Origin of the sequence: Paracidovorax konjaci (assembly GCF_900112675.1) — a bacterium.
GTDB classification, from domain to species: Bacteria; Pseudomonadota; Gammaproteobacteria; order Burkholderiales; family Burkholderiaceae_C; genus Paracidovorax; species Paracidovorax konjaci.
Genome location: NZ_FOMQ01000005.1, coordinates 80655 through 99848 on the forward strand (window position 1 = coordinate 80655; position 19194 = coordinate 99848).

Here is a 19194-nt window from a genome sequence, read left to right on the forward strand (position 1 = left end):
CTTCTGTCAGTGTCGGGGAATCGGGGAGATGGGGCGGGCCGCTTCAGGCCCGGGCGCGTGCGGAGCGCTCGCGGCCCTGCAGTATGGCGAGCACCGCCATGTTCATGAACAGGTAGAACATCGTCCCGCTGTTGTGGCCCAGGAAGACCTGCGTGGTGCCGAAACCCGCATACGACAGCGGCACCAGCACGCCCATGATGCGCAGCGCGAGGCCTTCGCAGTCGGGCTGCCCGTCCGGCTGCAGCACGCGGCGGCGCGTGGGCCAGAACAGCACCAGCGGCACGCCGTAGAAGAGCACGAGCGCGCAGACCCCCATGAGCCCGCGCTTGGCGAACAGGTCCAGCGCCTCGTTGTGGGCGTGGCTGAACTGCAGCACGTAGGGATGGGCCAGGCCGGCGTCCACGCGGCGCTGCTTCTCGACCTCGTAGCCGTAGCGGCCCCAGCCGAAGAAGGGCCGGTCGGTCCCCATCTGCCAGGCCAGCTTCCAGTGCGCGAGCCGCTGGCCCACCGAGTTGGCCGCGTCGCCGCTCGCCTCGTACTGTGTGACTTCCTGGCGCGCCTGGTTCACGCGCGTGCGCACCTCGTCGGCCTTGAACGACATCAGCGCACCCGCGCCCACGATGATGAGGGCCGCGCCGGCCACCGCCATGCGCCGCTGGCCGCAGCGGGCCTGCAGCCACGCGCACACGGGCAGCGCCAGCGGCAGCACGATCCAGCTGCCGCGCGATTCGGACAGCAGCGCGCCCTCCACGCCCATCAGGATCGCCACGGCCCAGCCCGCGCGCTGCCACGGGCGCCAGCGCTCCCAGAGCGTGAGCAGCGCGGCCGAGGCCATCAACGCCAGCAGCAGGCTGATGCCGCCGTACTGGATCGGGTTGGTGTAGCCCGCGGCGCGCGGGAAATACGGCCACGGCGCGCGGTACCAGCCGTGCTCGGCCGAAAGCGTCTGGTAGATGCCGATGCAGCCCGCGCCCACGGCGCCCAGCGCCACGCCGCGCCAGAGCCATTCGGCGCGCGGCGGGTAGGCCAGCAGGTAGAACAGGCACGGCAGCGCCAGCAGGTACTTGGAGGAACGGTCGAGCGTGCCCATGCCGATCCCGGCATTGAAATCGAGCGCCCAGACCGCGCCCATGCAAACCATCGAGGCGAACAGCCACCAGGCCTCGCGCCCCGGCGGCCGGCGCAGCCACACGCCCGCCGTGAGCAGGCTGCACAGCAGCAGCAGGGCGGCACCCCACGAATAGCCCGAGCGCACCCACAGCGCGATGCCGGGGACCATGAACACCGCGGCGCACGAGAGCCGCGTGAAGAGCTCCGTGCGGGACGGAGGCAGCAGGGATCGGACAACCATCAGCGGCGCACGCTCCCGGAGAGCTGGTCGCGGTCGTACTCCAGCGCGGCGTAGCGGAAGAACGCCTCCAGCGCGACGAACAGGCAATACAGGAAGCCCGCGCCGCCGCACAGGAAGCCCAGGCGCAGCACGTAGAGCCGCACGAACATGCTCGACCCCGATGCCAGCCCCCGCAGCACGCCGCCGCGCTTGCCGAGCGCCGCGCGCTTGGCGGCGCCGAGCATGGCGTACTGCGTGAGCTTTTCGAGGCTGCCGCGCACCGTCTCGCGCGAGTGGTGCAGCAGCGGCGCGCGCACCTCGTGGCGCGGCGCCTGCGGCTCGGTCAGCACGGCTTCTTCATGCACCACGCCGATGTACTCGCGCAGCATGTCGCGGCGGAACAGCCGCTCGATGGCCGAGGTGGTGCGCAGGTGGCGCAGCGGATGGCCGAACGCCACCATGCGCCAGCGGATCTTCCAGACGGCGCGCGCACCCGAGGCGACGATCGCCTGCAGCTCCTCGCGGAACGCGGGTGTCATCACTTCGTCGGCATCCAGGAAGAAGATGTAGTCGCCCGTGGCGTAAGAGAGCAGGCGGTTGCGCTGCACCGCGAAGCCCTGCCAGTCGGGATGCACATGCACCTCGGCGCCCAGGCGGCGGGCTTCCTCCACGGTGTTGTCGGTGCTGCCGCTGTCCACCACCACGAGCTGGTCGGCAAAGGCGGCGCTTTCCAGGCACGCGGCGATGCGGTGGCCCTCGTTGAGCGTGAGCACGGCCACCGTCAGGGTGGGGCGCGGCGCGGCGGGGCCGCTGCCGCCGTGCGGCGGGGGGGAAGTCTGCATGCCCGGGAACAATCGAAGTGGAGGGAGGTGGTCTGGTTGCCGGGCGGACTGTGCCGCCGCCCGGCCGGCACCGCGCAACGCGGTGCGGCTTCGATTGCGAGTGGTATCCGCCGCTCAGTGGCCCGCGTGGACCCGTTCGCCTTCTTTCAGGCGGTACACGGTGCCGCAGTAGGGGCACTTGGCCTCGCCCGTGTGCGCCACGTCCAGATACACCTTCGGGTGGGTGTTCCAGATCTTCATGTCGGCCTTGGGGCTGGGGCAGAAGACGCCGCCCTGCGGGTTCAGGTCCTTGGCGAGCAGTTCGATGGTGGCTTGCGGCATGGTGGGTTTCGCGTTCAAGGGCTGGAAAAAGAAGGAAAAAAAAGCGGCTCAGACCAGGGTCAGCCAGTGGGCGTACCGGGGGTTGCGGCCGTTCACGATGTCGAAGAACGCGCTCTGGATCTTCTCGGTGATCGGGCCCCGGCTGCCGGCACCGATGGCCAGGCGGTCGAGTTCGCGGATGGGCGTGACCTCGGCGGCCGTGCCGGTGAAGAACGCCTCGTCGGCGATGTACACCTCGTCGCGCGTGATGCGCTTTTGCACGAGTTCGAGGCCGAGGTCCTTGCAGATGTGCAGGATGGTGTTGCGCGTGATGCCGTTGAGCGCGCCGGCCGACAGGTCGGGCGTGTAGACCACGCCGTTCTTGACCACGAAGATGTTCTCGCCGGCGCCTTCGGACACGAAGCCCGACGCATCGAGCAGCAGCGCCTCGTCGTAGCCGTCGTCCGTGGCCTCCATGTTGGCCAGGATGGAATTGGTGTAGTTGCTCACCGCCTTGGCCTGCGTCATCGTGATGTTGACGTGGTGGCGCGTGTAGCTGCTGGTCTTCACGCGGATGCCGCGCTGCAGGCCTTCCTCGCCCAGATAGGCGCCCCAGGCCCAGGCCGCGACCATGAGGTGGATCTGGTTGCCCTTGGGCGACACGCCCAGCTTCTGCGAGCCGATCCAGGTGAGGGGGCGCAGATAGCACGAGGCGAGGCCGTTCTCGCGCACCACGGCGCGCTGGGCCTCGTTCACGTCGTCCTGCGTGAACGGGATCTGCATGCGCAGGATCTTGGCGCTGTTGAAGAGCCGCTCGGTGTGCTCCTGCAGGCGGAAGATCGCGGTGCCCTGCGGGGTCTGGTAGGCGCGCACGCCCTCGAAGGCGCCGCAGCCGTAGTGCAGCGTGTGGGTGAGCACGTGGATCTTGGCGTCGCGCCAATCGACCATCTGGCCATCGATCCAGATCTTGCCGTCACGGTCGGCCATGGAAGGAACTACGGGGCTCATGGGAATCCTTTTCGGGGGGCGGCGGCACCTGCGGGCGCCGCGAAGCCAGCGATTTTACGGGGCGGCCGGCCCCGGGGCGGGCGGCAGCGCGGCCGGCGCGGCTGCGGCGGGCCCGGGCACGTCCGGCGCGGGGCGCACCAGCTCCCACGAAACCAGCCGCCCGCCGCGGAACTCGCAGGTCACATGCGAGCCCGTGCCGTCCGTCCAGCGGTAGCGTTCGGGCTCTTCGCCGTCGGCCGAGAGCATCTCGCCCAGCGCGCGGGTCATGGCCACCACGTGCATCAGGTTCACGCCCTTGCGCAGGCGGGCGTTCAGCATGACGGCGCTGCCCACGTGGCCGATGGGCCGGTCCGCCGCCTTGCGCATCACGTTCATGAGCCGCGTGAAATGCAGCAGCGCCCACATGATGAGCCCGCCGCCCAAGGCCAGGATGCCCTGCCAGCCATAGCTGCGGTAGGCCGCGATGATCAACAGGGCGATGAGGACGGGAACGAAGAGTCTGCGCAGGTTCATGGGGGCCGATTGTCGTCGCCCCGCCACCGCTCCGGTGTGTGGATGGTGCGTACCGGCCCGAGCCGACCGGCCGCGCCCGCCGCGAGGCCGCGAAGCAGGCCCTGCGGCACCGGGGCGGATCACGCCAGTCCGCGCACCACTTCCATGGCCTCCTCCACGCGCTCGACGGCATGGATCGAGAGGCCCTCGATGGGTTTCTTCGGCGCATTGGCCTTGGGCACGACCGCCACGGTGAAGCCGAGCTTGGCGGCTTCCTTCAGGCGCTCCTGCCCGCGCGGCGCGGGCCGCACTTCGCCGGCCAGGCCCACCTCGCCGAACGCGATGAAACCCTTGGGCAGCGGCTTGCCGCGCAGGCTGCTCGTGATGGCGAGCATCACCGCCAGATCGGCCGCGGGCTCGCTGATGCGCACGCCGCCCACGGCATTCACGAACACGTCCTGGTCCATGCAGGCCACGCCCGCATGCCGATGCAGCACGGCCAGCAGCATCGCGAGCCGGTCGCGGTCCAGGCCCACGGACAGGCGCCGCGGGCTGGGCCCGCCCTCGTCCACCAGCGCCTGGATCTCCACCAGCATGGGCCGCGTGCCCTCCAGCGTGACCAGCACGCACGAGCCCGGCACGGGCTCGCTGTGCTGCGACAGGAAGATGGCGCTCGGGTTGGCCACGCCCTTGAGGCCCTTCTCGGTCATGGCGAACACGCCGATCTCGTTGACCGCGCCGAACCGGTTCTTGATGGCGCGCACCAGGCGGAAGCTCGAATGCGTGTCGCCCTCGAAATACAGCACCGTGTCCACCATGTGCTCCAGCACGCGCGGCCCGGCGAGCGCGCCTTCCTTGGTGACGTGCCCCACGAGCACCATCGCCACGCCCGTGGACTTGGCCGCGCGCGTGAGGTGGGCGGCGCACTCGCGCACCTGGGCCACCGACCCCGGCGCGCTGGTGAGCTGGTCGGAATAGACGGTCTGGATCGAATCGATCACCGCCACCGCGGGCTGCGTGGCCTCGACCGTGGCGAGGATCTTCTCCAGCTGGATCTCGGCCAGCACGTTGACCTGGCTGTGGTCGAGCCCCAGCCGGCGCGACCGCAGCGCCACCTGCGCGCCGCTTTCCTCGCCCGTCACGTAGAGCGTGGGCAGGCCCATGCGCTGCAGCGCATCGAGCGCCTGCAGCAGCAGCGTGGATTTGCCGATGCCCGGGTCGCCGCCGATGAGCACGACGCCGCCCTCCACGATGCCGCCGCCGAGCACGCGGTCGAGCTCCTCGATGCCGCTCGCGGTGCGCGCCACGTCCGCCGCCTCGATGGCCGCGAGCGGCGTGACGGCCTGCGCCTGCGCGAGGCCGGAATACTGCGGCGTGCTCAGGCGGTTCTTGCCCGGGCCGGCCTCGGGCACCGATTCCACCAGCGTGTTCCAGGCCCCGCAGGCGGGGCATTTGCCGAGCCAGCGCGGGCTGGTGCCTCCGCACTCGGAACAGGTGAAAACGGTCTTGTCTTTGGCCATGGGGAAAGCGATTCGCGGGGAGGGAGGGGAAAAGGAAGAGAAGGTAGCGCACCGGGCGCCGTGCGGGCGCGCGGGCCACGCCGGCCCAGCCGATGGAGATGGGGACGGACGCCCCGTTTTTCCATGCGCTGCCCCCCGAACGGGCGGCAAAGGCCTGCAACGGTAAGCAAATGCGTCGTCAACCCTATCCTACTCCGCGGCCTGTGCGCGGTTCCTAGGATGGTGCTCCCCGGCGGCATCGCGCCGCCTTTCCTGAACGGAGAAAAAACCCATGTCCCAGAACAACGCACCCACCGCTTCGCACACCGCATCGCCTTCGCGCGGCTCGCGCCGCTGGCTGGTCGCCGCCCCGATCGCGCTGGCCTCCGTGCTGGCGCTGTCGGCCTGCGACCGCAACAAGGAAAGCAATGTGAACACCGCCCCGGCCAGCACGCCCGCTCCGACCACGGCGCCCGCGGCTTCCGACACCATGGGCACCGGCACGGGCAGCAGCAGCATGGGCTCGGGCAGCAGCACCGGCACCACCGGCAGCGGCACGACCGGCACCGGTACCGATGCCACGACGGGCGCCGCGTCCACCCCGCCACCCGCCGGTGGCGCGACCTTCGGCGGCACGGCACCCGTGCCGGCCGCACCGGCCTCCGCCGCGTCGGACGCTGCCAGCGCCGCGCGCTGATCCACCCGCCCACGGGCCACGGGCCCACCCGCCCGTAGCCCGTCGCCCGTTCCCGGGCGGCTCCGGCCGCCCGCAGCACAATAGCCCTTCCCCGGCCCCGAGCACGCCCATGGCACCTGCGCGGGGCCTTTCTTCGTGTGCACGGGCCCGCGGCCCGCAGAGGGAGGCAGGAGACGATGAAGGTTGCGATCTATGGCGCGGGCGCCATCGGCGGCTGGATGGGCATGGCGCTGTCGCGCGCCGGCGCCCGGGTGTCCTTCGTGGCACGCGGCGCCACGCTGCAGGCGCTGCGCGGCGACGGCCTGCGCTGCATCCGGCCGGACGGCACGCTGGAGCACGCCCGCGTGGCCGCGGAGGAAGACCCCGCGGCGCTCGGCGCGCAGGACGCCGTCGTGCTGGCCGTGAAAGCCCCCGCCCTGCCCGATGTCGCCGCGCGCATCGCGCCGCTGCTCGGGCCGCAGACCGTGGTGCTGACCGCCATGAACGGCGTGCCCTGGTGGTTCCTGGAGGGCTGCACCGGCCCCGCGCGCGGCCAGGCGCTGCAGGCCGTGGACCCGGACGGCGCCCTGGCGCGCGCCATTCCCGCCGCCCGCGTGATCGGCGGCGTGGTGCATGCGAGCTGCTCCCTCGACGCGCCGGGCGTGGTGCGGCAGCATTTCGGCAACCGGCTGATCCTGGGCGAGGCGTCCGGCGCGCCCACCGCGCGCCTGCAGTCGATCGTGGACATGCTCGCGCGCGGCGGCATCGATGCGGAGCCATCCGCCCGCATCCAGCAGGACATCTGGTTCAAGCTCTGGGGCAACCTCACCATGAACCCGATCAGCGCGCTCACCGGCGCCACCACCGACCGCATCCTGGACGACGACCTCGTGCGCGCGTTCGTCTCCGACGTGATGCGCGAGGCGCGCACCATCGGCGAGCGGCTGGGCCTGCCGATCGACCAGCAGCCCGAAGACCGCCATGCCGTCACGCGCAAGCTCGGCGCGTTCAAGACCTCGATGCTGCAGGACGCCGAGGCTGGCAAGCCGATGGAGATCGACGCGCTGGTGGGCGCCGTGCATGAACTCGGCCGGCTCACGCAGACGCCCGTGCCCGCCACCGGCGCGCTGTTCGGACTCGTGCGGCTGATGGGCCGAACGCGCGGGCTCTACGGGGTGCCGGCGCCTTGATTACTACCAAAACAATAGCAAACTATTCAATGGAACCGGCGGCATGACGCCAAAAAGGCTTCAAACTCCTATTCCAGTCACACACCCCGCGCCGGTTCACCCATCCGCCCGGCCTTCCATCGCCACGCCTTCCGAAAGGGATCTTCCATGACCGTGTCTCCCGCGCCTTCCGCGCCACCCGCCCTCACCCTCTACTACGCCCGCGGCACCTGCGCCCTGGCGGTGCGCATCGCCCTGGAGGAGGCCGGTGCCGAGTACACGCTCGCGCGGCTGGATTTCGCGGCCCAGCAGCAGCGCTCGCCCGAATACCTGGCGGTCAACCCCAAGGGCCGCGTGCCGGCGCTGGTGACCGAGACCGGCGTGCTCACCGAGACACCCGCGCTGCTGGCCTACGTGGCGCAGCGCTTCGCGCAGGCGCGGCTCGCGCCCGTGGCGCCGCACGCCTTCGCGCGCATGCAGGAGTTCCACAGCTACCTGGCCTCCACGGTGCACGTGGCCCACGCGCACGGCCGCCGCGGCGCCCGCTGGGCGGACGAGCCCGAGGCCATCGCGGCCATGCAGCGCAAGGTCGCCCCCAACATGGTGGAGTGCTTCGAGCTGATCGAGCGCCACTACCTGCAGGGCACCTGGGTGCTGGGCGAGGACTACTCCGTGAGCGATGCCTACCTGTTCACCGTGGCCGGATGGCTGCAGAGCGACGGCGTGGACATCGCGCGGTTCCCGAAGGTGCAGGCCCACCACCAGCGCATGGCGCAGCGCCCGGCCGTGCAGGCGGCCCTGAAAGACTGAACGCCCCCGGAGGGGCGGCCGGGCGGCCGGTCGGTCGGTCAATTCACCTTGAGCACGCGCCAGTCGATGCGGTTGTCGGCGCGGTGCGGCACATCCACCTTCTGCGTGGAGGCCCAGGGGATGATCTGGTTGTAGAGCGGGATGTGCGAGACCAGTTCGTGGTCCTTCAGCAGCGCCTGCTCGATGAGGCCGTTGCGCGTGGCGGCGTCGGTCTCCTTCTTGATGCGCTCGATCAGCGCGTCCTGCTGCGGATCGGAGAAACGGCCCAGGTTGAAGTTGCCGTCACCGCCCGCGCCCGGCGAGCGGATCAGCGACTGCAGCGAGTAGAACGCGTCGAAGGTCGGCACGCCCCAGCCCAGCAGGTAGATGCTGGCCTCGTTGCGCTGGATCATCGGGAAATACGTGGCGAACGGCTGGGTGCGCAGCTTGGCGCGCACGCCCACCTTGGCCCACTGCGCGGTGATGGCCTGGCAGAGCTGCTCGTCGTTCGTGTAGCGGCCCGCGCTGCACGCGAAATCGACCTCGAAGCCCTGCGGGTAGCCAGCGTCGGCCAGCAGCTTCTGCGCGGCGGCGGGATCGTAGGGCCAGCGCGCGTCGGCCTTGGGCGTCCAGCCGTTCACCTGCCGCGCGATGAGCGCGCCCGTGGGCTGGGCCAGGCCGCGCAGCGTCACGCGCTGGATGGTGGCGATGTCGATGGACTGGTAGAGCGCGCGGCGCACGCGCACGTCCTTGAGCGGGTTCTTGCCCTTCACGTTCGAGCCCTGCAGCTCGTCGCGGAACTGGTCCAGCCCCAGGAACAGCGTGCGGTTCTCGGGGCCCTCCAGCACCTTGAAGCCGCCCGTCTGGCGCACGCGGGCGATGTCCTGCGGGCTGGGATCGATCACGAAGTCCACCTCGCCCGAGAGCAGCGCCGCGGTGCGCGTGGCATCGGACTTGATGGGCGTGTAGACCACGTCGGTCACATTGCCCGCGAACTTGCCCTTGCCCCACCAGTGCGGATTGGCGGCCAGCACCGTGCGCTGGTCGGGCGCCCACGACTTGAGCACGAACGGGCCCGTGCCGAGCGCGTTGCGGTGCGTGTAGGGCTCATCGGGGGTCTTGATGTCCTTCGGCGTGGTGGCGTTGTTCTTCTCGGCCCAGGGCTTGCTCAGGATGCGCAGTTCGGTGAGCTGGTTCACCAGCACGGGGTTGGGCACGTCCGAGAAGATGTCGATCGTCTGCGCATCCACCACCTGCACGCGGTCCACGCCCTGCGCGTACACGGCGTAGTTGGAGGTCTTGGCCTTCGCGCGCTCCAGCGAGAACTTCACGTCCTCGGCCGTGAGCGGCGAGCCGTCGCTGAACTTCACCCCCTGGCGCAGCGTGATGCGCAGCTGCGTGGGGCTGACCTGCTTCCAGGCCGTGGCCAGCTGCGGCTCGGGCTTGAAGGTCTTGCTGTTGTATTCGACCAGCGTCTCGTACACGGCCGAATGCAGCACGTTGTTCGGGCCCACGTTGTGCGCGTGCACGTCCCAGGTGGTCACGTCGGCGGAACGCGCGAAGCGGAAGGTGGCGGCCTGCGCGGCCAGGGGAAGGGCCACGGCAAGCGCGGTGGCCAGGAGGGTGCGTGCGAATCGCATGGTGTGTCGTCGTCCCGGAAGTGGAAGGCTGCAGCGCAGCGCGAGCCGGCCACTATGCCCACCTGCCCGGCCGCAGCGAACGACTTTGTGGTTGTATCGATATGCGCGTGGCCGGCGGTTCAGTGGGTGCCGCGCGTGAGCATGCGCACGGCCGCGGGCAGCGATCCCGCATCGGGCAGGAACCGGTCGATGGCGGCGCCCAGCACGATGGCGCACAGCAGCGCGCCGAGCAGCGGCTTCCAGGTGAGGCGCACGGCGGCCGTGAGCCAGCCCGCGCGCTCCACGCCCATCGCCGCGCGCGCGGTGGCGTAGGAGAACGCCAGTTCCACCGCCACGGCCAGCAGCACGTCGACGCCGAAGTACAGCAGCGCGAGCGCCCCCGCGCCGAACAGCACGGCCGCCCCGATGAGGAAGATGGCCACCACGGGCACCACCACCACCGCTCCCTCGTCGGCGTCGGCCGCCGCACCGAGCGCGCCGCCGGCCATGTCGCCCAGGGAATCGCCCAGCGAGCCGCCCACGGCATCGCCGAAGTGCCCGTCGGCCCCGGCCCCGGCGAAGTCGCCGCCGCCCGCGCGCGGCAGCGGCGGCGTGCGCCCGCCGGCGCCGCGCAGCGCACGCGCGGCGAGGTCGCCGGCGTCATGGATGAGTTCGGCCGCGTCGAGCGCGTCCCCGGCGCCCGGGCCATCGTCGCCGTCTTCCGCGCGGTCCCGCGGGCGGCGCTCGGGCAGCCGCACGAGGCGGGCGGCCCAGAGGCGCAGCACCACCAGGTAGGCCGCGTAGCCGGCCCCGAGCGTGACGAGGTAGCGCACGGCGAGCGAATCCACGCCCAGCACCATCTGCGTGTGCGAGACAGCCCACATGAAGGCCATCATGAAGGCGCCGATGCACCAGCCGTGCACCCGCAGCCGGTAGCGGCTCTGCAGCGATTCCTGCAGCGCGCGGCCGGGCGTGCGGACCCGGCGCCAGCCCGATCCTCCGGTGCGCTGCCCGGGCCGGGCCTTGCCGCCGCGCATCAGTCCACCACCACGGGCACGCGCGCAGCCAGCGCGCACATCAGCTCGTAGCCCACCGTGCCGGCGGCCCGCGCGACCTCGTCGATCGGCAGCACGGCGCCGCCGGCCGCGCGGCCCCAGAGCGTGGCCTCGGCGCCCACGCCCGCCGGCACGCCGGCCTCCTGCAGCGGCGCCAGGTCCACGGTGACCATGTCCATGCTCACGCGGCCCACGAGGCGCGTGCGCACGCCGTTCACCAGCACCGGCGTGCCGGTGGGCGCGTGGCGCGGGTAGCCGTCGGCGTAGCCGCAGGCCACGACGCCGATCGGCATCGGCCGGTCGGCCGTGAAAGAGGAGCCGTAGCCCACGGTGTCGCCCGCCTGCAACTGCTGCGTGCCGATGATGCGCGCCGACAGCGTCATGGCGGGAGCCAGCCCCCAGTGCGCCGCCGAGTGCTCGGGGAAGTCGGGTGCGCTGCCGTAGAGCACGATGCCCGCGCGCACCCAGTCGCCGCGCACCTGCGCATCGCCGGCATGCCGCAGCGTGGCGGCGCTGTTGCTGACCGTGCGTTCGCCCGGCAGGTCCTGGGTGGCCGTGGCGAAGGCATCGACCTGGTGGGCGATGCCGCGCGGGCCGTCGGCATCGCTGAAGTGGGTCATGAACGAGATCTCGTCCACCTGCGGCAGCGCGTTGAGCCGCGCCCAGGCCGCGCGGTAGCGCGCGGGCGGGAAGCCCAGCCGGTTCATGCCGGAGTTCATCTTGAGGAAGACGCGGTGCGGCGCATGCGTCTTGTGGGCCGAGAGCCAGTCGATCTGCTCGTCGCAGTGCACCGTGTGCCACAGCGACAGGCGCGAGCACAGCTCCAGGTCGCGCGGCTCGAACACGCCCTCCAGCAGCAGGATGGGCCCGCGCCAGCCCAGCCGGCGCACGCGCTCGGCCTCGGCCAGGTCCAGCAGCGCGAAGCCGTCCGCCCCGCGCAGGCCCTCGAACACGCGCTCGATGCCGTGGCCGTAGGCGTTTGCCTTGACCACCGCCCACGCGCGGGCGTCGGGCGCGCCGGCACGGGCACGGGCCAGGTTTTGCTGCAGTGCAGCAGTGTGGATGGTGGCTTGTATGGGGCGCGGCATGGGGGCGGAGCTGCAGGGCGAAAAGGGGGGAATTCTGGCATCGGGGCGTCCGGAGCGCGTGATATAACCGCCAGTCACTTGCAGCCGGTTCCGAGATTTAACAGGGCATCAGTTGTGCTGATGCACCCCACAGCCATTCGATGAAGCGCGGTTTCTACACCATCATGTCGGCGCAGTTTTTCAGCTCGCTGGCCGACAACGCACTCTTCGTGGCGGCCGTCGAACTGCTGCGCACCAGCGGATCCCCGGAATGGCAGCGGGCCGCACTGGTCCCGATGTTCGCCCTCTTCTACGTCGTGCTGGCGCCCTTCGTGGGCGCCTTTGCCGATGCGCTGCCCAAGGGCCGGGTCATGTTCGTGAGCAACGCGATCAAGGTCGTGGGCTGCCTCATGATGCTGTTCGGGTCGCACCCGCTCATCGCCTACGCGGTGGTCGGCCTCGGGGCCGCGGCGTACTCGCCGGCCAAGTACGGAATCCTCACCGAGCTGCTGCCCGCATCGCAGCTGGTCAAGGCCAACGGCTGGATCGAGGGGCTCACGATCGCCTCGATCATCCTGGGCGTGCTGCTGGGCGGCCAGCTCGTGGGGCCCAACATCTCGGCCTGGCTGCTGTCGGTGGACTTCCCCCTCATCGACACCGGCGTGGACACGGCGGCCGAGGCGGCCATCGCCACGCTCATCGCGATCTACATGGCGGCCGCCTGGTTCAACACGCGCATCCCCCACACCGGCGTGGAGATGCGCGCGATGCCCGCCAACCCGCTTGCGCTGCTGCCCGATTTCTGGGCCTGCAACAACCGCCTCTGGCGCGACAGGCTCGGCCAGATCTCCCTGGCCACCACCACGCTGTTCTGGGGCGCGGGCGGCAACCTCAAGTTCATCGTGCTGGCCTGGGCCGCGGCGGCGCTTACCTACAACACCACGCAGGCCTCGGCGCTCACGGGCGTGGTGGCCATCGGCACCGCGGTGGGCGCGGTGGTGGCTTCCATGCGCATGCGGCTGGACATGGCCACCAAGGTCATCCCCCTGGGCATCGCCATGGGCGTGCTGCTGATCCTGATGGTGTTCATCAAGAGCATCTGGATCGCCATCCCCTTCCTGATCCTGCTGGGCGGCCTGGGCGGCTACCTCGTCGTGCCCATGAACGCGCTGCTGCAGCACCGCGGGCACAACCTCATGGGCGCGGGCCGCTCCATCGCCGTGCAGAACTTCAACGAGCAGGCCGCCATCCTGGGCCTGGGCGCGTTCTACAGCCTCTCGCTGAAGATGGGGCTGTCGGTGTTCGGGGCCATCACCGCCTTCGGCCTCGTGGTGGCCGGCGTGATGTGGGCGATCCGCCGCTGGCACCAGCACAACTGCGTGCGCTACCACGACGAGGTCGAGCACCTGCTGCACATCGCGCGGCACGACCACCACCACTGACGGCGGCGCCTCGCCCGCACCAGCGCCGGGGCGCACCCGGCATTTGCTATTGTTTCAATAGCAAAAAATCCAGCAGATTCACCGGCATGGACCGGATTTCGCCATGACCTCGCCGCTGCCCATCCTCGCCCTGCTGTTCAACGCCTTCGTGTGGGGCCTCGCGTGGTGGCCGTTCCGCCTGATGCACGGGGCGGGCCTGCACCCGCTGTGGGCGACGGCGGCGATGTACTGCGGCGTGCTGCTCACGCTGCTGGCGCTGCGGCCCGGCATCTGGGCGCAGGTGCGCGCGCACCCGCAGCTCTGGCTGCTGGCCCTGAGTTCGGGGCTGAACAACGTGGCCTTCAACTGGGCGGTCACCGTGGGCGACGTGGTGCGCGTGATCCTGCTCTTCTACCTCATGCCCGCCTGGGCGGTGCTGCTGGCCTGGAAGGTGCTGGGCGAGCGGCCCACGGGCCAGGCGGTGGCGCGGCTGGCGCTGGCCTTCGCGGGCGTGGTGCTGGTGATCTGGCCCGAGGGCGCCTCGGCCCGGGCCCTGCTGCACGGGCTGTCGATGGCCGACGGGCTGGCGCTGCTGGGCGGCTTCATGTTCGCGCTCACCAACGTCACGCTGCGCCGCCTGCACGCGGTGCCGGGGCAGGCGCGCATGTTCTCGATGTTCGGCGGCTGCATGCTGATGGCGCTGGCGGTGGGCGCGATCGGCCTGCAGGCGGGCGTGGTGGAGCCCTTCCCGGCGCCCAACGCCACCTGGATGGCGACGGCGGTGCTGCTCGCGGGCGTGCTGCTGCTGGGCAACTGGGCGCTGCAGTTCGGTGCCTCCCGGCTCGCTGCGGGCACGACGGCCGTGGTGATGCTCTCGGAGGTGGTGTTCGCCAGCGTCTCGTCGGTGCTGCTCTCGGCCGCCACGCTGCAGCCGCGCACGCTGCTGGGCGGCGGGATGATCGTGCTCGCGGCGCTGCTGGCCTCGCTGCAGCGGCGCTGACGGCCGGGCCGGCCTGCGCGCGCCGGGCCAAGGCGGCCCCCCGGCCCCGCCGACGTGCAGATGAAAAACAACGGTCGGCGCCCGTGGCCGCGCCTCGGCGCGGCTTTTGGGGCCATGGGCGTTCCGCAGCATGGATTCCGGTGAACCCCGCCGTCCGCGCGGCACGGTTGTCGCCACCATCGCTCCCCAGCGCGTCGCGGCTGCCGCACCGGTGCCCCGCGCGTTTCCGAGGAGCCGACCGGATGATCCCCACGACACGCCGTTTCTTCGCCCGCGCAGGTGCCCTGGCCCTGGCCGCCGCCTGCCTGGCCCCATCCATGGCGGCCGCGCAGGCGGCCTGGACGCTGGCCTCCGGCTACCCGGCCGACCTGTTCCACACGGTGAACCTGCGCCAGTTCGCCGACGACGTGAAGGCCCGCACGCGCGGCGCCCTGGCCATCGATCTGCGCGCCGACAACAGCGCCGCCAGGCTTTCGGAGATCGCGGCCAAGGTGCGCTCGGGCGAGATCGCCGCGGGCGAGGTGCTGCTCAGCTCGCTGGCCGGCGAGGCCAGGATCGCCGGCGCCGACGCCATCCCCTTCATCGTGAACAGCTACGAGGACGCGCAGCGCTTCTGGACCGCGCAGCGCCCGGTCCTGCAGGAAGCCCTCGACCGGCAGGGGCTGGTGGTGCTGTACGCCGTGCCGTGGCCCGCCCAGGGGCTGTTCACCGCCCGGCCCATCCGCGCCATGGCCGATCTGCGCGGCGCCAAGATGCGCACCTACAACCCCAGCACGGTGCGCATCGCCCAGCTGGTGGGCGCCACGCCGGTGGACGTGCCCACCCAGGGCATCCACCAGGCGTTCGTGGAGCGCCGCGTGGACGCGATGTTCACCTCGCCCGCCACGGGCGTGGACGGCAAGGTCTGGGAAACGCCGGTCAAGTACTTCTACAACGTGCGCGGCTGGTACCCCAAGAACCTCGTCATCGCCAACAAGGCGAAGTGGATGGCCCTGCCGGAGGCCACGCGCCAGGCCGTGCAGGCCGCCGCCGCCGAGGCGCAAAAGCGCGGGTGGGCCGCGAGCGATGCGGCGGCGTCCGCCTCGGTGGCCGAACTCGCGCGCAACGGCATCAAGGTGGAGACCCCCGAGCCGGAGCTGAGGCGCGAGCTGCGCCGCCTGGGCGAGCACTTCTCGATCGAATACCTGCGCGAGACCGGCGCCGAGGGCAACCGCGTGCTGATCCCCTACTTTGCTGGCGACAATGGGGGCCCCGCAGCGGCGAAGTCCCCCTGACCGCGCTGGCCGCGGGGACCTCCGGAGGAGCCCGCCATGACCCGCGCCTATGACTTCGAAGCCCTGCAGATGGACGGCCAGACCGTGCCGCTGCGCCAGTACGAGGGCCGCGTGCTCCTCATCGTCAACACCGCCAGCGCCTGCGGCTTCACGCCGCAGTTCGCGGGGCTGCAGGAGCTGCACCAGCGCTATGCCGCGCAGGGCCTGGTGGTGCTGGGCTTTCCCTGCAACCAGTTCGGCCGCCAGGACCCGGGCACGAACGAGGAGATCGCCACCTTCTGCCAGCGCAACTACGGCGTGGATTTCCCCATGATGGCGCGGATCGACGTGAACGGCGGCGATGCGCCCCCGCTCTACCGCTGGCTCACGGCCGAGGCCCCCGGCCTGCTGGGCACCAAGGCGATCAAGTGGAACTTCACCAAGTTCCTCGTGGGCCGCGACGGCCAGGTGGTGCGCCGCTATGCGCCCACCGACAAGCCCGGATCGCTGGCCAGCGACATCGAGGCCGCGCTCGCGCAGCCCGCGCCCTGAAGCGCACCCGGCGGACTGGTACCTGGCCGGTCAGTCCGACAGCTCGCGCTGCGGCCGCCCGGAGATCTCGAAGTGCCGCGAGAACCCGAGCGGGCGCGACACGCCGCGCGCCTCGGGCAGCAGGGGCACGCGCAGCCGCGGGCGCGGCAGCACCTTGAGCCGCCAGTCCGTGCCACCGATGAACCGGAAGCGCACCGTGTCCGTGCCCTCGACGCCCAGCAGCAGGAAGCTGCCGGTCGAATACATGCTGCCGAGCGTGGCGGTGTCCAGCAGCTCGAACGTGTGGCTGAAGAGGTGGATGCCGAGGAATTCCTCGCACGGCACGTCGTCGGTGGTGAACAGCAGGTAGCCGCTGGCGCAGCGGAAGGCGGCCTCCAGCACGGCGGCCTCCACCGTGCGGTCCACCGGCCGGCCGGCCAGCACGATCTCGCTCAGGGGTTTGTGGCGGTCGTCGGCCTCCCGCAGGATCTGGAGGGAAATCTCTTCAGCGGAAAGAACATCCATGGCGCCGCGTGCCTTTACCAGAGCAGGTCCGTTCCGAAGGCGGCCAGCGCGCCGCCCACGAACGCGCCCACGGCCACGCAGACCGGCGCGCCGGGCCCGCAGGCCAGCCCCGCGAGCGCACCGCCCGCGATGCCGCCGCCGATGCCCGCGCCCGTGACGGCCACCTCCTTGCCGGCGGCGGCCACCTTGTCCTGGGCGGTGGCGACGTTGTAGACCGACAGCGCGAGCGACAGCACGATCAGCCCGCGCCCCGCGCGCGAGAGGCCGCGCATCGCCTGCGTGACCCGCGGATTGGACTTGCCCGCCGACTTCACGATCTCGCCGTACACCGCGTTCTGCTGCGCCGCGGAGAGCCGGTCGAATCGCGCCCCCGGGCCGTGCAGTTGCTGCACCTTGCGCGCGATGAGTTCGTTGAGCGTCTTGCCCTCGGCCTTGAGCTGCTGCGCCATCGCGCGGCCGAACGGCGTGCTGCGGCCGCGGACCATTTCCATGATGGCGTTGCGCGTGTCCTGCGCCTGCTGCGCGGCCTGCGCCCAGCTGATGCGCCCGGCGCTGGCCTGCGCGCGCAACTCGTTGGCCATCGCGTCGATCTGCCGCGTGTACGACAGCCGCGCGTTCGCGTCGATGGTCATGTGCGCGCCCGCATTGGCCATTTCCACCTTCAGCAGCCAGATGGCGGTCTCGAACGCGGAACGGTCCTTGTCGTCGGCGGTGCCCGCGGCGGGCGTGCTGGTGGCCATGTCGTCTCCTTTTTTTATGGGTCTCCTCCCGGACAGGGGCCGCAACGCCTGCGCAACCTGCCTGCCCGCTCGGCTACGGCGACCGTACCAGCGGCCCGCCCGATCGTTCCGCAACCGGGGGTCAAAGAAGTGACTTTTGGTATCGACCGTGGACGCCTGACCTTTTTTCCCTACTGCGGAGGGGTTGGCGGATGCCCTCACGCATGTTCCATTAGCGCTCTTTTTTTGACGTTTGGTTTCATCTCCGAAGGACCGCGATGCACCCCACATCTCTACGCCCACCGCTCTTGAACGCCTGCATCCTGGCGGCCGCGCTGGCCACTGCTGCGGCCCCGGTGCACGGGCAGGTGGCCCCCTCGGCAGAGCCCGTGCCGGGCATGTGGGCCTTCGAAGGCGAACTCACCGGGCAGCCCGGCCGCAGCCTGCAGATCGACACCCAGCTGGGCCGGGGCATGGTCGTGTCCTACCTGGGTTACCGCGCCGACGGCTCGGCGCTGTTCCTGCAGGCGAGCGGCTACCGCGCGGCCGGCGACAACGGCTTCACAGGCGAGCTGCGCGAGTTCCGCAACGGCCCGGTGATCGGCGGGGGGGCCGGCAGCGGCGAAGTCGCGGGCAGCGCAGGCCCGCTGCGTCTGGCCTTCGATACGCCGACCTCCGGCACGGTGACGCTGCCGGGCGATGCGCCGCGGCGCATCGTGCGTTTCGCCTATGGCGAGCAACGGCTGTCCCGCGTCACCAGCTTCGAACAGGACATGCAGTTGACGGTGCATTCCACGGCGGTCCGCCCGGAAACAGCGATGTACAAAATGCGCTTCGCCAACGGGACCTTCCAGCTGTCGCAGACCAGCACGGACAGCGGCAGCCTCTGCACCTACACGGGCCCTTACCGGTTGCAAAGCGAGAGCATCGCCTCGGAAGGCACGCGCATCTGCACGAATGCTTCCGGCACCCAGCAACGGAGCACCTACCAGTCGGGGCAATTCAGGTTCGACAACGAGAACTTCCTCTCCGGGTCGGTGCGCATCGATGGCCGCGATGTCTTCTTCACGGGCCCCTGCAAAGCCTGGGCCCAGCTCGGCAACAGCCCCATAGCGCCCTGCTCCCTCGCTTGGTATGGCGCCGAGGCGCTGCAGCCGGGCATGTGGAGCTTCGACGGCGAACTGGACGGACGGCCCGGCCGCAGCCTGCAGATCGACCGGCTGGACAACAGCGGCATGCTCGTCCTGTCCTACCTCGGCTACCGCAACGACGGCTCCTCGGTGTTCCTGCAGGGCGCCACCTACTTCGGCGGCTCCCTGCGGATCAACACCTATTCCTTTCCCCTCAAAGAGTTCCGCGGCGGACCCGTGATCGGAGGCCCCGTGACCCCCGGCGAGGAAGCGGCCACCGTCGGGGACATACAACTGGCTTTCGACAGCCCCACCAGCGGCACCATCACCCTGCCCGGCGAGGCGCCCCGCCGCATTTCGCGCTACCGCTACGAAGACCACACCGTGCGTTTCGACAAAGCGTTCGAGGGCTACGGCTATCCGCTCGCACAAGCTCCCGGCAACCCGATCTCCATCGACCTGGTCGCGCGCGCCGGTGTGTTCCGCATGGACAGCTACGAGACGCCCACCTATCGCAGATGCCAGTACCGAGGCACTTACCAATGGACCGGCGAGGGGCTGGCGACGGAAGGCACCCGCTCCTGCGCGGTCTCCGGCAGCACCACGACGACGGGCTACAGCGGCCGGTTGGCGGTGGACGAGAACGGCCTGCTGCGTGCCCGCATGACCGAAGACGGCGGCCGCTCCCCTGTCCTGATCACGGCAGGCTGCAGCAACGACCGCCTCTGCACCCGCGAGGAACTGCAGCGGCCGCGCTGAAGAAGCCGCG

19 protein-coding genes are annotated in these 19194 nt (G+C 70.8%); 8 read left to right on the forward strand and 11 right to left on the reverse strand.

Going from position 1 to position 19194, the window contains the following annotated elements; translation table 11 throughout:
* Positions 1 to 43: 43 nt before the first annotated feature.
* From BM144_RS08915 to radA, 6 genes are all read right to left on the reverse strand, one after another.
* Positions 44 to 1351 carry an O-antigen ligase family protein gene (locus BM144_RS08915; RefSeq protein ID WP_092951304.1) on the reverse strand — a complete coding sequence of 436 codons (1308 nt, stop codon included), beginning with the start codon at positions 1349 to 1351 and terminating at the stop codon, positions 44 to 46.
* The gene (locus BM144_RS08920) at positions 1351 to 2172 is read right to left on the reverse strand and encodes a glycosyltransferase family 2 protein (protein ID WP_092951306.1); all 822 of its coding nucleotides are present in this window, start codon (positions 2170 to 2172) and stop codon (positions 1351 to 1353) included. The genes BM144_RS08915 and BM144_RS08920 overlap by 1 nt, the downstream gene beginning before the upstream one ends.
* A 114-nt stretch (positions 2173 to 2286) precedes the next feature.
* On the reverse strand, positions 2287 to 2493 hold the full coding sequence (locus tag BM144_RS08925) for a zinc-finger domain-containing protein (protein WP_092951308.1): 207 nt from the start codon (positions 2491 to 2493) through the stop codon (positions 2287 to 2289).
* Positions 2494 to 2541: 48 nt separating this feature from the next.
* Complete coding sequence (locus BM144_RS08930; protein ID WP_092951310.1) at positions 2542 to 3480, reverse strand: branched-chain amino acid transaminase; 939 nt, start codon at positions 3478 to 3480, stop codon at positions 2542 to 2544.
* A gap of 54 nt (positions 3481 to 3534) precedes the next feature.
* Positions 3535 to 3993, reverse strand: a complete 459-nt coding sequence (locus tag BM144_RS08935; protein ID WP_092951312.1) for a glycerate kinase — start codon at positions 3991 to 3993, stop codon at positions 3535 to 3537.
* Between the two features lie 119 nt (positions 3994 to 4112).
* Complete coding sequence (gene radA, locus BM144_RS08940) at positions 4113 to 5492, reverse strand: DNA repair protein RadA (RefSeq protein WP_092951314.1); 1380 nt, start codon at positions 5490 to 5492, stop codon at positions 4113 to 4115.
* A 271-nt stretch (positions 5493 to 5763) separates the two neighbouring features.
* Between radA and BM144_RS08945 the strand changes: the two genes are divergently transcribed.
* The 3 genes from BM144_RS08945 (at position 5764) to BM144_RS08955 (ending at position 8126) form a co-directional block, all read left to right on the forward strand.
* Positions 5764 to 6168 (forward strand): hypothetical protein, encoded by a 405-nt coding sequence (locus BM144_RS08945; RefSeq protein WP_092951316.1) that lies wholly within the window; start codon positions 5764 to 5766, stop codon positions 6166 to 6168.
* 176 nt (positions 6169 to 6344) lie between these two features.
* A complete protein-coding gene (locus BM144_RS08950; protein WP_092951318.1) occupies positions 6345 to 7337 on the forward strand; it encodes a 2-dehydropantoate 2-reductase in 993 nt (330 codons plus the stop codon).
* 147 nt (positions 7338 to 7484) lie between these two features.
* On the forward strand, positions 7485 to 8126 hold the full coding sequence (locus tag BM144_RS08955; protein WP_092951320.1) for a glutathione S-transferase family protein: 642 nt from the start codon (positions 7485 to 7487) through the stop codon (positions 8124 to 8126).
* A gap of 38 nt (positions 8127 to 8164) precedes the next feature.
* On the opposite strand, the gene BM144_RS08960 is transcribed toward BM144_RS08955, so the two are convergent.
* The 3 genes from BM144_RS08960 to alr all read right to left on the reverse strand — a co-directional run bounded on the left by BM144_RS08960 (position 8165) and on the right by alr (position 11867).
* Positions 8165 to 9745 (reverse strand): ABC transporter substrate-binding protein, encoded by a 1581-nt coding sequence (locus BM144_RS08960; protein ID WP_092951322.1) that lies wholly within the window; start codon positions 9743 to 9745, stop codon positions 8165 to 8167.
* A gap of 119 nt (positions 9746 to 9864) precedes the next feature.
* Positions 9865 to 10761 (reverse strand): hypothetical protein, encoded by an 897-nt coding sequence (locus BM144_RS08965; RefSeq protein WP_092951324.1) that lies wholly within the window; start codon positions 10759 to 10761, stop codon positions 9865 to 9867.
* Positions 10761 to 11867 (reverse strand): alanine racemase, encoded by a 1107-nt coding sequence (gene alr, locus BM144_RS08970; protein ID WP_092951326.1) that lies wholly within the window; start codon positions 11865 to 11867, stop codon positions 10761 to 10763. The genes BM144_RS08965 and alr overlap by 1 nt, the downstream gene beginning before the upstream one ends.
* A 140-nt stretch (positions 11868 to 12007) precedes the next feature.
* On the opposite strand from alr, the gene lplT reads away from it, so the two are divergent.
* The 4 genes from lplT (at position 12008) to BM144_RS08990 (ending at position 16072) form a co-directional block, all read left to right on the forward strand.
* On the forward strand, positions 12008 to 13288 hold the full coding sequence (gene lplT / locus BM144_RS08975) for a lysophospholipid transporter LplT (protein WP_092951328.1): 1281 nt from the start codon (positions 12008 to 12010) through the stop codon (positions 13286 to 13288).
* A 103-nt stretch (positions 13289 to 13391) separates the two neighbouring features.
* Entirely contained in the window at positions 13392 to 14267 is an 876-nt protein-coding gene (locus BM144_RS08980; RefSeq protein ID WP_092951330.1) for a DMT family transporter, read from the forward strand.
* 242 nt (positions 14268 to 14509) lie between these two features.
* On the forward strand, positions 14510 to 15541 hold the full coding sequence (locus BM144_RS08985; protein ID WP_092951332.1) for a TRAP transporter substrate-binding protein: 1032 nt from the start codon (positions 14510 to 14512) through the stop codon (positions 15539 to 15541).
* A gap of 36 nt (positions 15542 to 15577) precedes the next feature.
* Positions 15578 to 16072: a glutathione peroxidase gene (locus tag BM144_RS08990; protein WP_092951334.1), complete on the forward strand. Its 495-nt coding sequence runs from the start codon at positions 15578 to 15580 to the stop codon at positions 16070 to 16072.
* Between the two features lie 30 nt (positions 16073 to 16102).
* Here BM144_RS08990 and BM144_RS08995 read toward each other — a convergent pair whose 3' ends face one another.
* Together BM144_RS08995 and BM144_RS09000 are read right to left on the reverse strand one after the other, a co-directional pair.
* Positions 16103 to 16576 carry a hypothetical protein gene (locus tag BM144_RS08995; RefSeq protein WP_092951336.1) on the reverse strand — a complete coding sequence of 158 codons (474 nt, stop codon included), beginning with the start codon at positions 16574 to 16576 and terminating at the stop codon, positions 16103 to 16105.
* Positions 16577 to 16590: 14 nt separating this feature from the next.
* Complete coding sequence (locus BM144_RS09000; RefSeq protein ID WP_092951338.1) at positions 16591 to 17316, reverse strand: hypothetical protein; 726 nt, start codon at positions 17314 to 17316, stop codon at positions 16591 to 16593.
* 287 nt (positions 17317 to 17603) lie between these two features.
* Here BM144_RS09000 and BM144_RS09005 point away from each other — a divergent pair, with 287 nt between their 5' ends.
* The gene (locus tag BM144_RS09005; RefSeq protein ID WP_245783600.1) at positions 17604 to 19184 is read left to right on the forward strand and encodes a hypothetical protein; all 1581 of its coding nucleotides are present in this window, start codon (positions 17604 to 17606) and stop codon (positions 19182 to 19184) included.
* Positions 19185 to 19194 lie beyond the last annotated feature (10 nt).

Excerpts from the sequence above, each read along its gene's own strand:
- BM144_RS08915 (WP_092951304.1), bottom strand. The coding sequence starts at position 1,351 with ATGGTTGTCCGATCCCTGCTGCCTCCGTCCCGCACGGAGCTCTTCACG.
- BM144_RS08920 (WP_092951306.1), bottom strand. The coding sequence starts at position 2,172 with ATGCAGACTTCCCCCCCGCCGCACGGCGGCAGCGGCCCCGCCGCGCCG.
- BM144_RS08925 (WP_092951308.1), bottom strand. The coding sequence starts at position 2,493 with ATGCCGCAAGCCACCATCGAACTGCTCGCCAAGGACCTGAACCCGCAG.
- BM144_RS08930 (WP_092951310.1), bottom strand. The coding sequence starts at position 3,480 with ATGAGCCCCGTAGTTCCTTCCATGGCCGACCGTGACGGCAAGATCTGG.
- BM144_RS08935 (WP_092951312.1), bottom strand. The coding sequence starts at position 3,993 with ATGAACCTGCGCAGACTCTTCGTTCCCGTCCTCATCGCCCTGTTGATC.
- radA (WP_092951314.1), bottom strand. The coding sequence starts at position 5,492 with ATGGCCAAAGACAAGACCGTTTTCACCTGTTCCGAGTGCGGAGGCACC.
- BM144_RS08945 (WP_092951316.1), top strand. The coding sequence starts at position 5,764 with ATGTCCCAGAACAACGCACCCACCGCTTCGCACACCGCATCGCCTTCG.
- BM144_RS08950 (WP_092951318.1), top strand. The coding sequence starts at position 6,345 with ATGAAGGTTGCGATCTATGGCGCGGGCGCCATCGGCGGCTGGATGGGC.
- BM144_RS08955 (WP_092951320.1), top strand. The coding sequence starts at position 7,485 with ATGACCGTGTCTCCCGCGCCTTCCGCGCCACCCGCCCTCACCCTCTAC.
- BM144_RS08960 (WP_092951322.1), bottom strand. The coding sequence starts at position 9,745 with ATGCGATTCGCACGCACCCTCCTGGCCACCGCGCTTGCCGTGGCCCTT.
- BM144_RS08965 (WP_092951324.1), bottom strand. The coding sequence starts at position 10,761 with ATGCGCGGCGGCAAGGCCCGGCCCGGGCAGCGCACCGGAGGATCGGGC.
- alr (WP_092951326.1), bottom strand. The coding sequence starts at position 11,867 with ATGCCGCGCCCCATACAAGCCACCATCCACACTGCTGCACTGCAGCAA.
- lplT (WP_092951328.1), top strand. The coding sequence starts at position 12,008 with ATGAAGCGCGGTTTCTACACCATCATGTCGGCGCAGTTTTTCAGCTCG.
- BM144_RS08980 (WP_092951330.1), top strand. The coding sequence starts at position 13,392 with ATGACCTCGCCGCTGCCCATCCTCGCCCTGCTGTTCAACGCCTTCGTG.
- BM144_RS08985 (WP_092951332.1), top strand. The coding sequence starts at position 14,510 with ATGATCCCCACGACACGCCGTTTCTTCGCCCGCGCAGGTGCCCTGGCC.
- BM144_RS08990 (WP_092951334.1), top strand. The coding sequence starts at position 15,578 with ATGACCCGCGCCTATGACTTCGAAGCCCTGCAGATGGACGGCCAGACC.
- BM144_RS08995 (WP_092951336.1), bottom strand. The coding sequence starts at position 16,576 with ATGGATGTTCTTTCCGCTGAAGAGATTTCCCTCCAGATCCTGCGGGAG.
- BM144_RS09000 (WP_092951338.1), bottom strand. The coding sequence starts at position 17,316 with ATGGCCACCAGCACGCCCGCCGCGGGCACCGCCGACGACAAGGACCGT.